Source organism: Dietzia timorensis (assembly GCF_001659785.1).
GTDB lineage: Bacteria > Actinomycetota > Actinomycetes > Mycobacteriales > Mycobacteriaceae > Dietzia > Dietzia timorensis.
Map to the genome: position 1 here is coordinate 1,450,125 of NZ_CP015961.1, position 15,404 is coordinate 1,465,528.

At 63.1% G+C, this 15,404-nt stretch carries 13 protein-coding genes; 5 read left to right on the forward strand and 8 right to left on the reverse strand.

Translation table 11 applies throughout. The features are described from left to right. Positions 1-89: 89 nt before the first annotated feature. Positions 90-2,018: an asparagine synthase (glutamine-hydrolyzing) gene (gene asnB, locus BJL86_RS06670; RefSeq protein WP_067473235.1), complete on the reverse strand. Its 1,929-nt coding sequence runs from the start codon at positions 2,016-2,018 to the stop codon at positions 90-92. Positions 2,019-2,296: 278 nt separating this feature from the next. On the opposite strand from asnB, the gene ctaC reads away from it, so the two are divergent. Next, positions 2,297-3,412 carry an aa3-type cytochrome oxidase subunit II gene (gene ctaC, locus BJL86_RS06675; RefSeq protein ID WP_231887167.1) on the forward strand — a complete coding sequence of 372 codons (1,116 nt, stop codon included), beginning with the start codon at positions 2,297-2,299 and terminating at the stop codon, positions 3,410-3,412. 31 nt (positions 3,413-3,443) lie between these two features. Next, positions 3,444-3,860, forward strand: a complete 417-nt coding sequence (ctaF, locus tag BJL86_RS06680; protein WP_067473229.1) for an aa3-type cytochrome oxidase subunit IV — start codon at positions 3,444-3,446, stop codon at positions 3,858-3,860. Positions 3,861-4,007: 147 nt separating this feature from the next. On the opposite strand, the gene BJL86_RS06685 is transcribed toward ctaF, so the two are convergent. The 6 genes from BJL86_RS06685 to ctaE all read right to left on the reverse strand — a co-directional run bounded on the left by BJL86_RS06685 (position 4,008) and on the right by ctaE (position 9,891). After that, positions 4,008-4,796, reverse strand: coding sequence for a thioesterase family protein (locus BJL86_RS06685; protein ID WP_067473226.1), 789 nt, complete (start codon positions 4,794-4,796; stop codon positions 4,008-4,010). 21 nt (positions 4,797-4,817) lie between these two features. After that, positions 4,818-5,372 carry a GNAT family N-acetyltransferase gene (locus BJL86_RS06690; protein WP_067473223.1) on the reverse strand — a complete coding sequence of 185 codons (555 nt, stop codon included), beginning with the start codon at positions 5,370-5,372 and terminating at the stop codon, positions 4,818-4,820. Positions 5,373-5,522: 150 nt separating this feature from the next. Further along, on the reverse strand, positions 5,523-7,154 hold the full coding sequence (qcrB, locus tag BJL86_RS06695) for a cytochrome bc1 complex cytochrome b subunit (RefSeq protein ID WP_067473220.1): 1,632 nt from the start codon (positions 7,152-7,154) through the stop codon (positions 5,523-5,525). Beyond that, the gene (gene qcrA, locus BJL86_RS06700; protein WP_067473217.1) at positions 7,151-8,338 is read right to left on the reverse strand and encodes a cytochrome bc1 complex Rieske iron-sulfur subunit; all 1,188 of its coding nucleotides are present in this window, start codon (positions 8,336-8,338) and stop codon (positions 7,151-7,153) included. Before qcrA ends, qcrB begins: the two co-directional genes overlap by 4 nt. Then, entirely contained in the window at positions 8,335-9,216 is an 882-nt protein-coding gene (qcrC, locus tag BJL86_RS06705) for a cytochrome bc1 complex diheme cytochrome c subunit (RefSeq protein ID WP_067473214.1), read from the reverse strand. Before qcrC ends, qcrA begins: the two co-directional genes overlap by 4 nt. Before the next feature lie 63 nt (positions 9,217-9,279). Further along, positions 9,280-9,891, reverse strand: coding sequence for an aa3-type cytochrome oxidase subunit III (gene ctaE, locus BJL86_RS06710; protein ID WP_067473397.1), 612 nt, complete (start codon positions 9,889-9,891; stop codon positions 9,280-9,282). A gap of 319 nt (positions 9,892-10,210) precedes the next feature. Here ctaE and trpD point away from each other — a divergent pair, with 319 nt between their 5' ends. Beyond that, positions 10,211-11,290, forward strand: coding sequence for an anthranilate phosphoribosyltransferase (gene trpD / locus BJL86_RS06715; protein ID WP_156515256.1), 1,080 nt, complete (start codon positions 10,211-10,213; stop codon positions 11,288-11,290). 53 nt (positions 11,291-11,343) lie between these two features. Here the strand turns inward: trpD and BJL86_RS06720 are convergent, their stop codons facing one another. Then, positions 11,344-12,981, reverse strand: coding sequence for a DEDD exonuclease domain-containing protein (locus tag BJL86_RS06720; protein WP_082908419.1), 1,638 nt, complete (start codon positions 12,979-12,981; stop codon positions 11,344-11,346). A gap of 502 nt (positions 12,982-13,483) precedes the next feature. Here BJL86_RS06720 and BJL86_RS06725 point away from each other — a divergent pair. Together BJL86_RS06725 and BJL86_RS06730 are read left to right on the forward strand one after the other, a co-directional pair. After that, positions 13,484-14,104 (forward strand): C40 family peptidase, encoded by a 621-nt coding sequence (locus BJL86_RS06725; RefSeq protein WP_067473211.1) that lies wholly within the window; start codon positions 13,484-13,486, stop codon positions 14,102-14,104. Between the two features lie 137 nt (positions 14,105-14,241). Beyond that, complete coding sequence (locus tag BJL86_RS06730) at positions 14,242-15,390, forward strand: glycosyltransferase family 4 protein (RefSeq protein WP_067473391.1); 1,149 nt, start codon at positions 14,242-14,244, stop codon at positions 15,388-15,390. Positions 15,391-15,404 lie beyond the last annotated feature (14 nt).

The window sequence follows — 15,404 nt, forward strand, 5'->3', positions numbered from 1 at the left end:
TCATTGGCGATAACCGGCGAACACGCGCAAAGGTCCCGCCTCCCGAAATGGGTAGGCGGGACCTTTTTCTTCGACTGGGTGGGGCGGCGTTAGAGGCGGACGGGGTAGTCCTTGCGCTCGATGTTCGGGTTGATGCGCTTCTCGACGAAGATGCCGTGCCAGATCATAAAGCACAGCATCGTCCAGATGCGGCGGCTGTGGTCGCTCGTGCCCTTGCGGTGCTCGTCGAGCATCGCGAGTACGGCCTGTTTGTCGACGAGCTCATCGGTCTGCGATTCGGCGATGATGCCGCGCGCCCAATCGTGCAGCTCCGGCCCGGCGAGCCAGTGCCGGGTCGGCACGGGGAAGCCGAGCTTGCGGCGCTCGAGAACGTGCGGAGGGACGATGTCGGCGATCGCGCGGCGCAGTGCGTATTTGGTCGTGCCGTGCGAGATCTTCTCGGTGTGCGGCAGCGTGCGCGCGACATCGAAGACCTCCTTGTCGAGGAACGGCACTCGCAGTTCGAGCGAGTTCGCCATAGTGATCTTGTCGGCCTTGACGAGAATGTCGCCGCGTAGCCACGTGAACAGGTCGAGGTGCTGCATTCGCGCGACCGGATCCCAGCCCTCGGACAGGCGGTAGATTGGCGCGGTGACGTCCTGGTGGCCCCACTCGGGGCGGTAGTCGCGCAGCACGGACTCGACCTGCGCCTCGCTGAACGAGCGAGCATTGCCGTAGTAACGGTCCTCGAGGCGCTGGGAGCCGCGGTGGAGTAGCGACTTGCCGCGCATCCCCTCGGGTAGCTTCGCCGACAATTTGCCGAGATAGGGCCGCAGCGAGCCCGGCACCTTTTCGAACGGTGCGAGCGAGAGTGGCTCCTTGTAGATCGTGTAGCCGCCGAAAAGTTCATCGGCGCCCTCTCCGGAGAGCACTACCTTGACGTGCTTGCGGGCTTCGCGAGCGACGAAGTACAGCGGTACGAGCGCCGGATCGGCGACGGGCTCGTCGAGGTACCAGATGATTTCCGGGATAGCCGCCGCGAATTCCTCGGGGGAGACGACCTTGACCACGTGCTCCACGCCGATCGCCGCAGCGGACTCCGCCGCGACGTCGATCTCCGAGTAGCCCTGCCGCTCGAAGCCGGTGGTGAAGGTCATCAGCTTCTCGTTATGACGACGGGCGAGCGCGGCAATCACGGTGGAGTCGATACCGCCCGAGAGGAAGGATCCGACGGTCACGTCGGCGCGCATGTGCTTGGCGACCGAATCCTCCAGCGCGTTCGTGATCCTTCGGTACGCGGGCTCGCCGGTGTTGTTCGCCAGCTGCGGCGACACCTCGAAACTCGGGTGGAAGTAGCGGACGAACTCGCCCTTCTCTCCGGGGCGGAAGAAGGCGTACGTGCCGGACTCGAGGCGGCGGATGCCCTTGTTGAGCGTTTCGTCCTCGGGGACGTACTGCAGGGTGACGTAGTGCTGCAGCGCCCGTGTGTCGATCGACTGGTCCACGCCGGCGATCCCCGCGAGTTCGGCCACAGACTTCTTTTCGGATCCGATGATCGTGGCGTCGGGTCCCTCGGCGACGTACATCGGCTTGATGCCGAAGAAATCACGGGCCACGAATAGTCTCCGCTCGACGGTATCCCAGATGGCGATGCCGAACATGCCCCGCAGGTGCTTCACGACTTCCGGTCCCCAGTGGTGAAAACCGACGACGATCGGTTCGCCGTCTCCCTCGGTGGCGAATTCGGCGCCGAACTCGGCGACCAGCTGTTCGCGAAGTTCGATGTAGTTGTAGATCTCGCCATTGAACACGAGCGTGTAGCGCTCGGGCGCCTCGGGCGGACCCCAGCGCAGCGGCTGGTGCGAGTGGCTGATGTCAATGATCGACAGGCGATTGAAACCGAAGACGAGGTCGTCGGTTCCCTGCGTGCCTACCTCGTCCGGGCCGCGGTGGTGCATGCATTCCATTGCCGCCAGCACCGCATCGTTGTGTGCCGTGGCCTCGCCGCGGTGGCTCAGTAGTCCGATCAGTCCGCACATAGAGTGAGCATTCCTTGCCGAATTGGGGATAGGGCCGCGCCCTGGGAGGCTCTAAGCGTCAGCCCCGGGCGCGTGTGTTTACTCCGGTATCCTACGTAGTCGGAGTGCGCCCGGCGGGTAGCGCCCGGCCGAGCAGTGCAGACCGCGACTGATTGGGGGTCGAAATATGAGAATCGCACCCCCCAAGGCGTGGAATCTAAGAGCGTTCCGATACTCTTCTTAGGTGTAGCGACGATGGGTGTCGCGTGCACTAGCGGAGCCGTAAAGAGGAAGGCTAGATGGTGGATCAGCGTGGCGAGCGCCGATGGGCGCACAGGGGTGCTTTTGCCGGTTTAATGGGCATCCTTGGGCTCGTTCTTTCCGGCTGCAGCTTGCATACGGATAACAAGTGGTGGAATCAGACCATCAACTTCGGGTTCCCGACCGGCATCACGCCCGAGGGCACCGCGATTCGCGAGTTCTGGACGCTGACCGTCATCGCGTCGCTCGTCGTCGGTGTCATCGTCTGGGCGCTCATGTTCTATCCGATGATTTTCCACCGGAAGAAGAAGGGCGACACCGAGTTCCCGCGGCAGACGCAGTACAACGTCCCGCTGGAGTTGATCTACACGATCCTCCCGTTCGTCATCATCTCCGTGCTCTTCTACGGCACCGTTGTCACGCAGAACAAGGTTCTCGACTTGGCACCGGAGGAAGAGGTCGGCGTTCGCGTCGACGTCACCGCCTACCAGTGGAACTGGAAGTTCGGGTACAACAAGGTCGATGTCGATGGCGCGTCGATCGAGGACGGCACCGACTACGAGGCTCAAGCAGAGGCTGAGGCGGCCGGAACGCTGAGCCCCGAACAGCAGGAGGCCGAGGGACTCGAGGGGCCCGCAGCTTCCGGCCCGATCCACGGCCGCCTGCCGAACGACAAGTCGTATCTCGATTACAACCACATGGAGACCGTCGGCACGTCCGAAGAGGTCCCGGTGCTCGTGGTTCCGACGAACACTCGGATCGAGTTCCGTCTTTCCTCGGCAGACGTCATCCACTCGTTCTGGGTTCCGGAGTTCGTCTACAAGCTCGACGTCATGCCGGCTCCCGGCCAGAACCAGCAGCTCAACAAGTTCCAGGTCGAGCAGATCGACCGCGAGGGCGCATTCGTCGGCCGCTGTGCGGAAATGTGTGGCACGTACCACGCGATGATGAACTTCGAGCTTCGCGCGGTGTCGGAGGCAGACTTCGCCGAGTACATCAACTTCCGCGAGCAGAACCCGCTGGCCACGAACGCCGAGGCGCTCGAGCACATCGGGCAGGACCCGTACGCGACGTCCACCGAGCCGTTCAGGACCGGCCGTGCGGACACCCGCGAGCAGGACAACACCGTCGACAACAACGCGGCCGCGAACTAACGCAGGGCACGAGAAGAGTTAAGGATCTGACATGCATGCAGCAATGCGCGTCTTCGATGGCCTCACCCTGTTCCTGGGGATCCTGGCCGTCGCGTACATCTATCTGACCCACCAGTCCCGCCTCAACATCGAGTGGGCGGGCGGCACCGCACTCGTGCTGTCGACTCTGCTGTGCCTGCTCATTGCCGGCTACCTGCACTTCGTCAACGCGCGAATCAGCACACTCCCCGAGGATTACGAGGACGCTGAGGTCTCGGATGGCGCCGGTGAACTCGGCTTCTTCTCGCCCGGCTCTATCTGGCCCTTCATCGTCGCTGCCGTGGTGGTCACGGTCGGTCTTGGTCTCGCGTTTACTAACTGGTGGATTGTCGCGGTCGGTGCCGTCGCGCTGGTCGCCGCCGTCTGCGGCCTCGTGTTCCAGTACTACTGGGGCCCGGAGACGCACTAGCGCAGCCCTCGATAATTGTTCGCGCCATCCTCATCGGCGCATCCACAAACAGTGCCCGGCGAGCTTCTCGCCGGGCACTGTAGCTATTTACCCATGACGTCGGAGAAGCCGTAGCCAACCCGGCGCCGCTTCCCTCTTGTCCTCGTCCTAACGAAAGAGGAGGCTCTGCGTCCCCATGCCCACGACGCCACGCCGGTCGTAGAGGGTAGTAGACGTCAGCCCGCAGCCCCCGGGCTCCACGGACGTCCGGGATTCCAGGCCGATACGGTCTCCCTCGGGTTCGCGGACGAGCGCCACATGCAACGTGCAGTTGACTCCCGGGTGATGGAAAGGGTCGACGGGTACATGGACTCCGCTACCCGAATCGGCGGTGAGCATCGCGAGTTCTGTTCCCGTGGGGTCTTCGCCTTCGATCAGCGGGATAAGCGGCCGGATCCACGCGCTACGAGCCTCGTCCTGCGGAAGATCCTCGCCACGGGCTTGTAGCCACTGCACTGCGGACAGATAGCCACCTGTGTAGGCCCCTGGCATCACGGCGTTACCGATTCCATACGAATCGTCCGCCTTACTGGTCTCGGGGAGTTGTGCTGTTGACCCGATGCTGGGCACATCGTCCGGAGCTTGCCGCACCCGCCACGCGCGCGCCGTCATGACAATCTTGTCGGCTGCGCGGATCTCTCCCGAGAGGAGCTCCACTTGCCTCCCGGGTTTGGCCACGCTCACACTGACATGGAGGGGGCGGAGAGGGATGGGGGAGAGGATGTCGACCGAAATGGAGGCAATGCGTTTGTCGCCTATGTCCCCAACACCAGCGAACTCTCGCGCGAGTAGTGCAGACGGTGGTCCCGCGTGCTGGGATTCCGGACCCCAAGGTCCGGCCGTGTACACGCCACTGTCGAAGAGTCCTTCGGCCGTTTGTCGATAGAACGACTCCATGTCTCCTCCGCCCGATCAAAATTAGGTGGGGCCACCATACCGCGGAGACCTCAGGGGGAGATGCATGAATACACGATCTTCCGGAACAGGCAGTCCGCCCGCCCGTTCGGCAGCGAGGACCTTTGCGGCCCACGTGGCGTTCTCCGCCGGCGAAAAGGGAGAGAACCCCTCTGAGGCGTAGAAAGGCGCGTTGAAGGCGATGGAGCGATACGTGCGAAGTGTCAGGTGCTCCATACCCGAATACATTGCCCTCGCCGTGGCCTCTTGCAGGAGGCTCCGCCCTATGCCGCGGCGCATCGACTGTCGGCGCACGGCGAGGACGTCAACGTATGCGGTGACGCTGTCCACGTAGCGCACGTCGATGAAGCCGGCGATAGGTGAACGGGACTCGATGGGCTCCTCGGCGACAAGCACAGTGCCTGCGTGCCCGCGGCGCGTGTTGCCAGGGGGAGCGGGGTTCCATCGTGTCGGTTGAAGAATGTCGATGAGCACCCGATCGGCGTCATTCTCGATCGATTCCAACACCTCGAATTCATCGTCGGCGATGGTACGGATCTGCGCTGAGAAACAGTTCATACTGTTTGCCGATTCTACGGCTCGCGCGGATCAGTGTTCACAGAGCTGCCGGCGCGACTGGCGCGAATAGTGGTGCAAATCCCGGCGAAATACGAAACGTGGCCCCGATCGAAGTCGATCGAGGCCACGTAGTCGTGGGGCAAGATTTCCCTAGTGGGATTCGTCGCTTCCGCGCTTGGTGCGCTCCACGAGTGCCTTGAGGGTCTCCTTCTCGTCCTCCTCCGAGTGCTCGTCGCGCTCGGAGAGAAGTGTGGCCTCTTCGACCGGATCGGCGGTAAGCGCACCGTGCGGGGGCTTGCCCGTGAGGCCGAGGTGGTTGACCTGGTTGGGTACCTTCGCGCCGGCGTATTCGAGCGGAACAGGATGGCCGTGCTCGTCGACCGGACCAAGCGGCTGGTGCACCTCGACGAACTCGCCATGGGGTAGGCGCATGATGATGCCGGACTCGATGCCGTGCTCCAGCACCTCGCGGTCTGCGCGCTGGAGGCCCAAGCATAGGCGGTAGGTCGCGAAGTACACGATCGGCGGAACGATGATCAGACCGATACGACCAGCCCACGTCGTCGCGTTCAGCGAGATGTTGAAGTGGTAAGCGATGAGGTCGTTGGAACCCATGAGCACGAGGATCACGTAGAACGAGATCGCCATCATTCCCGACGCCGTGCGTACCGGCGTATCGCGAGGACGCTGGAGCAGGTTGTGGTGCTTGTTGTCGCCCGAGAACTTCGCCTCGAGGAACGGGTAGGCGAACATCAGTCCGACGACTGCGCCGAGCATGATCGCCACCCAGAACACTGCCGGGACGGTGTAGGGGCCGATGAACAGTTCCCAGGCCGGCATGACTCGCGCGCCGCCCTCGGTGAACAGCATGTACCAGTCGGGCTGGGAACCAGCGGAGATCTGAGATGGGTTATATGGACCCAGATTCCAGATCGCGTTAATCGTGAACAATCCCGAGAAGAGGCAGAGCACACCGATGGTGATGGCGCCGAAGCCGATCGACTTCACGGCGAACACAGGCATGATTCGAATACCGACAACGTTGTTCTCGGTGCGTCCCGGTCCGGGGAACTGCGTGTGCTTCTGGTACCAGACCAGCGCGAGGTGCGCAGCGATCAGCGCGAGCAGAATAGCCGGAATGATAAGGACGTGAAGGATGTAGAAACGCGGGATCATGATTTCGCCGGGGAAGTCGCCGCCGAAGATCATCCAGTGGAGCCACGTACCAACCACGGGCAGCGAGATAATGATGCCCGAGGTAATGCGCAAACCGGTACCCGAGAGCAGGTCATCGGGGAGTCCGTACCCCAGGAAGCCCTCGACGATGCCGAGAAGGAGCATGACGCAGCCGATGATCCAGTTCGCTTCACGCGGGCGACGGAAGGCGCCGGTGAAGAAGATGCGCAGCATGTGGACGACCATCGACGCCACGAAGAGCAATGCGGCCCAGTGGTGGATCTGCCGGACGAACAGGCCGCCCCGGACCTCGAAGGAGATGTTGAGCGCAGTGGCATACGCCTGCGACATCTCGATTCCGTTTAGGGGCGCGTAGTCGCCCTGGTAGATCACCTTTGACATGGAGGGGTCGAAGAACAAGGTGAGGTAGACGCCCGAGATCAGCAGAATGATGAAGCTGTACAGAGCGATCTCGCCGAGCAGGAAAGACCAGTGCGTGGGAAAGACCTTGTTGATCTGTCGACGCATGCCGCTTGCCATCGTGTAGCGGCTGTCCATGTTGTCGCCGGCTTCGGCGACCTTGGATCCGAGTACGGAGTTGGTCATGACTTACGCTCCCAAAAGGCCGGGCCGACTGGCTCGATGAAGTCGCCATTTGCAACGAGGTAACCCTCGGAATCCACCGAGATCGGCAGCTGCGGAAGAGCTCGCGCAGCCGGACCGAAGACAGGCTTTGCATATTCCAGCAGATTGAACTGCGACTGGTGGCAGGGGCACAGGATGCGGTGTGTCTGCTGTTCGTAGAGCGACGTGGGGCAGGCGACGTGCGTGCAGATCTTGGAGAAGGCGAAGAAGTCACCGTAGTTGAACTCCTCCTGCCCGCGCCGCTTGATCACACGTGCAGTGTCCTCCGGGCGGAGGCGGATGAGCATCACCGAGTTACGTGCGCCGTGGATCGATTCCATGTGTGCATGGAAGTCACCAAGTGCAGAGGCGGGGAGCGGGAAAACCGACTCGAGGCCGCCTGCGGCGAGATCCTCGATGCGGAGACGTTCGAGGCGACCCACCCCCTCGGGGACGTGCCCGTCGGGAAAAGTACGAGCGGTGTCGCGTCCGAGGTAGACCTTCTCGGCGGGAAGACCGTCGGGACGCTCGCTGGAAGCAAGGGTCCATCCGGTCGTGTGGAGAGTACCGTCGCCGTGAATCGTCATCTCGTGACGCTTCCAAGGGTTCTTGATCATTCCGCCGAGCGGCATAATGGCGGCGATACCGATGAGCGCACCGCCGGCGCCGAGCGCCCCCATCATGGCCTTACGACGACCGAGAGTCGAGGTCTTCCATGAGTTGTTCAGCTCCGCAACGATGGTCTTGCGGTCGACGTCGTCCGACGGTCCGTCGTGACGGGTCTGGACCGTGACCTCGGCGGGAATGAACTTCTTGGTGAACTGAACTGCGCCAATACCGACTGCGAGAATCGCTCCGCCGAGGGTGACACCCAAGAGCGGGGTGTAGAGGCTGTAGTACCAGTAGCCGTCATCCTGCCAGCCCTTGTAGTGCCACGGCCACGCGATGTAGATGACGATAAACGCAAGCGCGAGCAGCGCCGCGAGCGCAAACCAGAAGGTCACGCTACGCTCGGCACGCTTTTCCGCGCGCGTCTTGATCTCTTCGGGCCAGCGGGGCTCGCGGTGAGCAATTTCCACGCCGTCGAGCTTCGTTCCGAGCTCGACAAGCTCATCTTCGCTCATCCGGTCCAGTTCCGCGGCAGAAGGCTTCTTAAACTCGCTCATGAACGCGTTCCGATCCACAGGGTCGCTCCGACGAGAGCGACGATACCGATAAACCACATGGCCGCACCCTCGGTGACGGGGCCAAGACCACCCAGGGCGTAACCGCCGGGGCTCTGCGTCTCGGCGCTGGAGCGGATGAAGGCGATGATGTCCTTCTTCTCCTCCGGGGTGAGCTGACGATCCGAGAACTTCGGCATGTTCTGCGGACCGTTAAGCATGGCCTGATAAAGCTCCTGCTCGTTCGCCGGGTCGAGAATCGGAGCGTATTTACCACCCGACAAAGCGCCACCACGACCGGTGAAGTTGTGGCACGACGCGCAGTTGAGGCGGAAGAGCTCCCCGCCGCGGGCGATGTCGTCGCCGGTGGCCTCGCCGCTGGCCCCGCGCAGGGACCCCTGGGCGACCTGACCGTCTTCGTCGAAGACGATCTCCGGTCCGCCGCCATGCGTCTGGACGTAGGCAGCAAGGGCGAGGGTCTGCTGCTCGTTGAACTGCGGACGCTTTCGCTCGGCCTGTGCCTCCTGCGCCTTCATGGGCATACGTCCCGAGTGGACCTGGAAATAGGTCGAACCCGAGCCGACTCCGACGAGCGAGGGTCCACGATCGTCGACACCCTGAAGGTTTGCGCCGTGGCAGGTGATGCAGGAAACGTCGTACAGTGCCTTGCCCTCGGCGATGAGTGCTGCGTCATCCATCTGGGCAGTGGCGACCTGCGGCTCCGGGGTGACCGCTGCCGCGAATGCTCCGGCGCCGAGGAGACCGGCGGCGATGACGAGCGCGCCGGTTGCCTTGCGGCGTCGGAACGGAGTGCGGCGGCGTGCCTTGGACGGCGAGTCCTTACCGGACTGGTCCTCCTGGGGCAGCTGAGGTGATTTCATCGGTGATCCCTTACGAGAAAAAGGCCTGGGGTCAGTCGCAGCGGGGAGCTGCAGGGAGGCCGGTTACTGGATGAAGTAAATGGTGGAGAACAGTGCAATCCACACGACGTCGACGAAGTGCCAGTAATACGACACAACGATGGCCGCCGTGGCCTGTGCCGGGGTGAACTTGCCCATGTGTGTTCGTGCGATGAGCACGAAGAACGCGATGACACCGCCGATCACGTGCAGGCCGTGGAATCCGGTCGTGATGAAGAAGGCCGAACCATAGACGCTGGCCGAGATCGTCACGCCCTCATGAGCCAGGTGGTAGTACTCGTACCCCTGTCCTGCCACGAAGATAAGGCCCATGATCGCCGACACCCAGTACCAGCGGCGGAGGCCGAACACGTCGCCCTTCTCCGCTGCGAATACGCCCATCTGGCACGTAAACGAAGATGCTACGAGGATCACGGTGATCGTCACGGCGTAGGGCACATTGAGCTGTGCCGCCTGGTTCGCCCAGTCTCCGTGCGAATTCGCCTTCGACACGAAGTACATGGCGAACAGGCCCGCGAAGAACATGAGTTCCTGGGACAACCACACGATCGTGCCCATGCTGACCAAGTTCGGCCTGTTCAGCGAGTGCACTCGCTGAGCGATTGCCGCTTCTGAATTTCCAACTGCGCTCGTCACACATAAAAGTATGACGTGTCCGGTCGGAAAGGGTTGCATCGACCCCCGGATTCCTTAGAATTCCCACGGCTTTCCCCAGCTCGCCCATCCAAAAAGGGGGTATTAACGCTAAGGTTTGTGGCGCAGGCTACTCCTCAGTTCCGTCTTAGGAACCGTTTTCGATTCTTAGGAACGTGCGAGCCGAGCTCGTCGCGAGAGCCCGGCATGAAAGACTGTAGACGAGGAATTACGTTCATTGGCCCGGAAACTCGAGCGCGCAACAGGCGTGAACTCGGGTTCCGATGGATGGGCCGCACTCACGACTTCGATGGAGGCATGTATGGGAACCGCGACGCAGAACTCGCCGAATGAGTCTTACGCGTGGCGGGATGTTCTCGGTCTCCTCGTGTCGAACGGCGATATCGGCCGTGAGCGGTCGTCGTGGGCAATGCGCGAGATCATGAGCGGGGCAGCGACCAACGCCCAGATTGCGGCTTTCGGCGTGGCGATGCAGACGAAGGGGGTCTCGCCAGAAGAGCTCGTGGGCCTCGCCGATGTGATGGTCGAGTTCGCGGTCGACGTTCCGTCAAGTACCGGTACGGATTGCGTGGACATCGTTGGCACCGGAGGTGACCGTCAGGGCACAGTCAACATCTCGACGATGTCCTCGCTCGTCGTTGCCGGAGCGGGCATCAAGGTTGCCAAACACGGGAACAGGGCAGCGAGTTCGAAGTCCGGTGGAGCCGATGTTCTCGAGGCGCTCGGAGTTTCGATCGATATCAGCCCGGGTGACGTCGGGCGTGCGCTCGATGATCTGGGCATCACCTTCTGCTTCGCTCCCGTATTCCATCCAGCGCTGAGCTACGCGGGACAGGCGCGCCGCGAAATTGGCGTTCCGACTGTGTTCAACGTCCTTGGTCCACTCACCAATCCTGTTCGCCCAGGCCGAAATCTGATTGGCTGCGCCTTCGAGAACCTCACCGAAACGATGGCGAACGTCTTCCGGCTTCGTGGTACGGACGCTCTCGTCGTCCGCGGTTCCGACGGGCTCGATGAGGTCACCACGACAGGCACGACCAAGGTGGTGCGGGTGCACGGCGGCGAGCTCGGCGTCACCGAGATTCATCCGAACGACTTCGGGATGGAGCTGTCCACGCTCGACGAGCTACGAGGCGGGGACGCTCACGTCAACGCCGATGTCGCCCGCCGCCTACTCGATGGAGAGCCCGGCGCGGTACGCAACGCGGTTCTGCTCAACTCTGCGGCCGCCATCGTCGCCTACCGCAATCCCGGACTGGATGTGGACTTCGGGCAGGCTCTCACGGAGGGCATCGCGGCTGCGTCGGAGTCCATCGACTCCGGTGCAGCCAAGACCGTGCTGGACAAGTGGGTGGCGTTCGGCGAGCGACTTCGCGGTTAGCCTCTTCAATGACCCCGTTATATACGGTCAAAAATTCTGGTTGAACCGGGTCCTCATCGCAGCGAGCGGCGTGCGTGCCGTGCAGCATCTTTGGCGGTTTCCGCCCATTCGAGGAGCCGTTGCGCACCGCGAGCGGGCTCACGCCACTGCCCGGTGATCGAGACGATGCGCGTCGGTCGAGTATCCATCCACCTCGCGATGAGCCTGACTCCGGGCACCGTCGCACCCGCGAACGGGCCATCGCCGGGGGAGATGTGCGTAGCCGATTCGCGAAGCCCGGCGACGTAAGTGGACCAGTCGGCGCCTCGGGGAAGAGTTCCTGCCGCGGCCAGACGCCCATAACGTATGACGGCGAATGTCCACGTCTTCGCGAGGCGTTGGGCCAGAACGATCTCCTCACAGCGGGCGAGCGGTCCGAGAGAGTGCACGCCCGCGAGTGCGGCGACCGCCGGAGCCAGCTCGTCGCGTCGCCTCGCCGCTGTTTCGAACCTCCCCTCGGACGCGAGGTTCGTGATGGATTCGATGGCGTCCTCGAGCCCACCGAGTTGAGTGCCACCGCAAAGTCCGTCCCAATCCTCGAGCCCGTAGATCTCGGCGCAATCGCGCGCCTCGTTCTTCGTGCGAAACGGCCCGATCGCTTCGCCAAACGGAAACCGCTCGATTCTGAGGGCGCCCGCCTTAGTGCCCGGGGCGACCCACCACCCCCTGCGAGGTGCCCGCGACCTTCTGTTGAACGGAGGCTGTAAAGAGTCGATGAGTTGCTCTTCTCGCACCCATGCTTCGAGGTCGTGTGCGCATTCGACGGCTTCGACCGAGTCTGCCAACCCCACCATCGTGCGCATCCGCGAGCGCGAGTCGCCGCCGGAGAAATAACTTCGCGCCCGTTGGCGAATATTGATCGACGACCCGACGTACAAGGGAACGCCGGTGTCGTCGCGGAAGATATACACACCGGGGGACTGGGGAAGGGCATCGGCCAGGGACGCCTTTCGCCGCGTGGTGGGAGACAGGCGGTTGTCGAATCGGCGAAGATCGGGGAGTGTCTCGACGCCGCAGTCGCCCACGCGCTCGATGAGTCCGTGCAGCACGTCCACCGTGGCCCGCGCGTCGTACAACGCGCGGTGGTTCGGCGCGGTCTTCGCGTTGAACAATCTGGCTAGATCATGCAGCCGGTACGAACGGGTATCGGACTTGGGCACAATCCTGCGGGATAGGACAAGGGTGCATAGCGGGGTGGGAAAGTCCCACTCGTAACCGAGATCGCTGCAGGCGGTCTTGAGGAAGCCCATGTCGAAGCGGGCGTTATGGGCGACCAGAACGGCGCCCCGCGCGAACTCGTGGAACGCGGGGAACACCTCGGATATTGGCGGAGCATCGCGCAAATCCTCGTCGGTAATACCGGTGAGCCGGACGATGTCGGCCGGAAGGGGGCGGTCGATTTGGACGAAACTCGCGAACTCGCCGAGCACCTCGCCTCCGCGTACCTTCACCGCGCCGATCTCGGTGATCGCGGCGTTGCCCGGAGCAGTGCCTGAGGTCTCGAGGTCGACGATCACGAACGTGGTCTCGGACAGCGGTGGCTCTTCCGACCACAACAGCTGCTGGTGGCCACTGCCCGCGAACGCGTCGACTTCGACACCGCCGGCGCCGTCGTGCGGCCGGTGTGCGCCGAACGGTCTCGCGTAACTCATAGCAACCAACGATAAGACCCGACTCCGACATTGGAGTCGCGAGGCATCTCCACGTCCGCCGTCATCGGATAACGAAAGGCAACGTCCGGTAACGAGAAAGACACGCCCGATACCTGCTTGTGACACACTTCACAAACGAAAATATCGACGGTAGTTTCGTTCCTTCCGCATTGACGACCCCCGTGCGGGTTGGCCGTCGAAAATGCAGGTATGGCCTGTGATGCCAGAGGAGGCGGGATTGTGATCGTTTCGTTATCGCAGGGGCGTAACGGACTGGAAATCGACGGAAATCACCAGATTCGGGCCCAGGCGGCCGCCGGGTGTTGGACACGTTTGTCACGATTTCGTAATCTTTTTGAGACCTCGGGATCAACACCCGTCAACAGCGGGGGTCGGGGAAGCCACCGGATTCTATTCGGGTCAACGGTCTGATCGGGAATCAGACGGACGACCAACTACAAGAGAACCTCCGCGTGGAGCAAGACCTAAAGGAGAACGTTTCGTGGGAGCTCATTCCGCACCGTCTAAGTCGAACACTCGTCGCATTGCCATCTCCGGCCTGCTTGCCGGTGGAGCCGCAATCGCCGGCGCCGGTGTGGCAGCAGCCGCCCCGTACCAGGCAGAACTCGTCAACCCGGTTGAGGGTCTGCCTAGCGCCGTGACGTTCGACGCTCCCGCTGACCTGCAGGTTCCTGCCGGCTTCGAGGACATCGTCAAGGTCTCGGAAGTTACCGACGCCCCGGCCGAGCAGCAGTACGTTGAGGCAGCCCCGACCTCGAAGGGCCAGCAGATCCTCGAAGCCGCGCAGACGAAGGTCGGCTCCCCGTACGTGTGGGGCGCCACCGGTCCCGACTCCTTCGACTGCTCCGGGCTCACCTCCTGGGCTTACAGCCAGGCCGGCATCAACATCCCGCGCACGAGCCAGGCCCAGTCTTCGGGCGGAACGCAGGTCGCCAAGGGCGACCTGCAGCCCGGCGACATCGTCTCCTTCTACGGAGGAGCGACCCACGTCGGCATCTACGCCGGCGATGGCCAGATCCTCCACGCCTCGACCGAGGGCGTTCCGGTCGGCTACGCACCGCTCGACTCGATGCCGTTCAACAACGCCGTTCGTTACTACTAAGAGGTAGTACCGACCGAGCGAGCAATTCCCGCACCCACTCCGCAGAGCGGCGCGCACAAGGCGCCCCTGCGGAGTTTGTGCATTTCGGACTGATGTCGAGTGACGGCGCGCCGTCGATGTGTGAAAGGCTGGAGGCCGTGGCCCGCACCCTACTGATCACCAACGACTATCCGCCGCGGCCCGGCGGTATCCAGTCGTATATCGAAAGCTATCTCCGCTATCTCGACGCCGAAGACGTCTGCATTCTCACGTCTACGTTCGGTGAGGAGGAGTCCGCGGCCTACGATGCCGCCCGCCCGTACACGGTCCGGCGTATGCCCACCGGGATGCTGCTCCCGACACCGAATGTCATCGCCGAGGCGCAGCGCCTGATAGATGAATGGCAGGCCGAGACCGTGTGGTTCGGGGCGGCCGCCCCGTTGGCCGTGATGTCCGGGGCGCTTCGCCGCGGGAGCGTACGACACATCGTCGCAAGCACCCACGGGCACGAAGTCGGATGGTCCATGCTGCCCCCGTCTCGCGCCGCGCTTCGCTATATCGGCGACCACACCGACGCGGTCACATTCGTCTCGGAGTACACGAGACAGCGGTTCTCCGCGGCCTTCGGCCCGAGGGCGCGTCTGATCCACCAGCCAGGTGGCGTGGACGTCGAGCGTTTCGCGCCCGAAACGAATCAGTCGGCGATTGACGCCACCCGCTCCAGGTACGCGATCGGTTCCGAGTCGAAGATGATCCTGTGTCTGTCGCGGCTCGTCCCGCGCAAGGGGCAGGACAAGCTCATCGCGGCCCTGCCGAAGATCCGTTCCCGAATCCCGGGCGCAGTCCTCGTACTTGCCGGCGGGGGCCCGTACCGTGCGACGTTGGAGAAGCTCGCCGAACGGCACGGCGTCACCGATCACGTCGTTTTCACAGGGCGCATCCCGGACGAGGACGTCGTGAAGCTGCACCAGGCCGCAGATGTGTTCGCCATGCCCGCGAGGACAAGGGGAGCGGGATTGGACGTCGAAGGCCTCGGCATCGTGTACCTCGAGGCATCGGCGTGCGGGGTGCCCGTGGTGGCGGGGCGCTCTGGCGGCGCTCCCGAGACGGTTCTGGACGGTCAGACCGGGCTGGTTGTCGATGGCTCGCAGGCGCTGCCGGTTGCGGATGCACTCATTGAGATTCTGGATGACGACGCGCGCGCTCGTTCGATGGGGAGTGCCGGGCGGGAGTGGGTCTTGGACAGGTGGTCGTGGGACGAACTCGGCAATCGGATGCGCGAGGTCCTGTTGCCGTGGGACGACTGAACCCCAGCTAGCCG

Coding starts and splice junctions, on each gene's coding strand:
- ctaC (WP_231887167.1), top strand. CDS start 2,297: ATGGTGGATCAGCGTGGCGAGCGCCGATGGGCGCACAGGGGTGCTTTT.
- BJL86_RS06720 (WP_082908419.1), bottom strand. CDS start 12,981: ATGAGTTACGCGAGACCGTTCGGCGCACACCGGCCGCACGACGGCGCC.
- ctaF (WP_067473229.1), top strand. CDS start 3,444: ATGCATGCAGCAATGCGCGTCTTCGATGGCCTCACCCTGTTCCTGGGG.
- qcrA (WP_067473217.1), bottom strand. CDS start 8,338: ATGAGCGAGTTTAAGAAGCCTTCTGCCGCGGAACTGGACCGGATGAGC.
- qcrB (WP_067473220.1), bottom strand. CDS start 7,154: ATGACCAACTCCGTACTCGGATCCAAGGTCGCCGAAGCCGGCGACAAC.
- trpD (WP_156515256.1), top strand. CDS start 10,211: ATGGGAACCGCGACGCAGAACTCGCCGAATGAGTCTTACGCGTGGCGG.
- qcrC (WP_067473214.1), bottom strand. CDS start 9,216: ATGAAATCACCTCAGCTGCCCCAGGAGGACCAGTCCGGTAAGGACTCG.
- BJL86_RS06685 (WP_067473226.1), bottom strand. CDS start 4,796: ATGGAGTCGTTCTATCGACAAACGGCCGAAGGACTCTTCGACAGTGGC.
- asnB (WP_067473235.1), bottom strand. CDS start 2,018: ATGTGCGGACTGATCGGACTACTGAGCCACCGCGGCGAGGCCACGGCA.
- BJL86_RS06690 (WP_067473223.1), bottom strand. CDS start 5,372: ATGAACTGTTTCTCAGCGCAGATCCGTACCATCGCCGACGATGAATTC.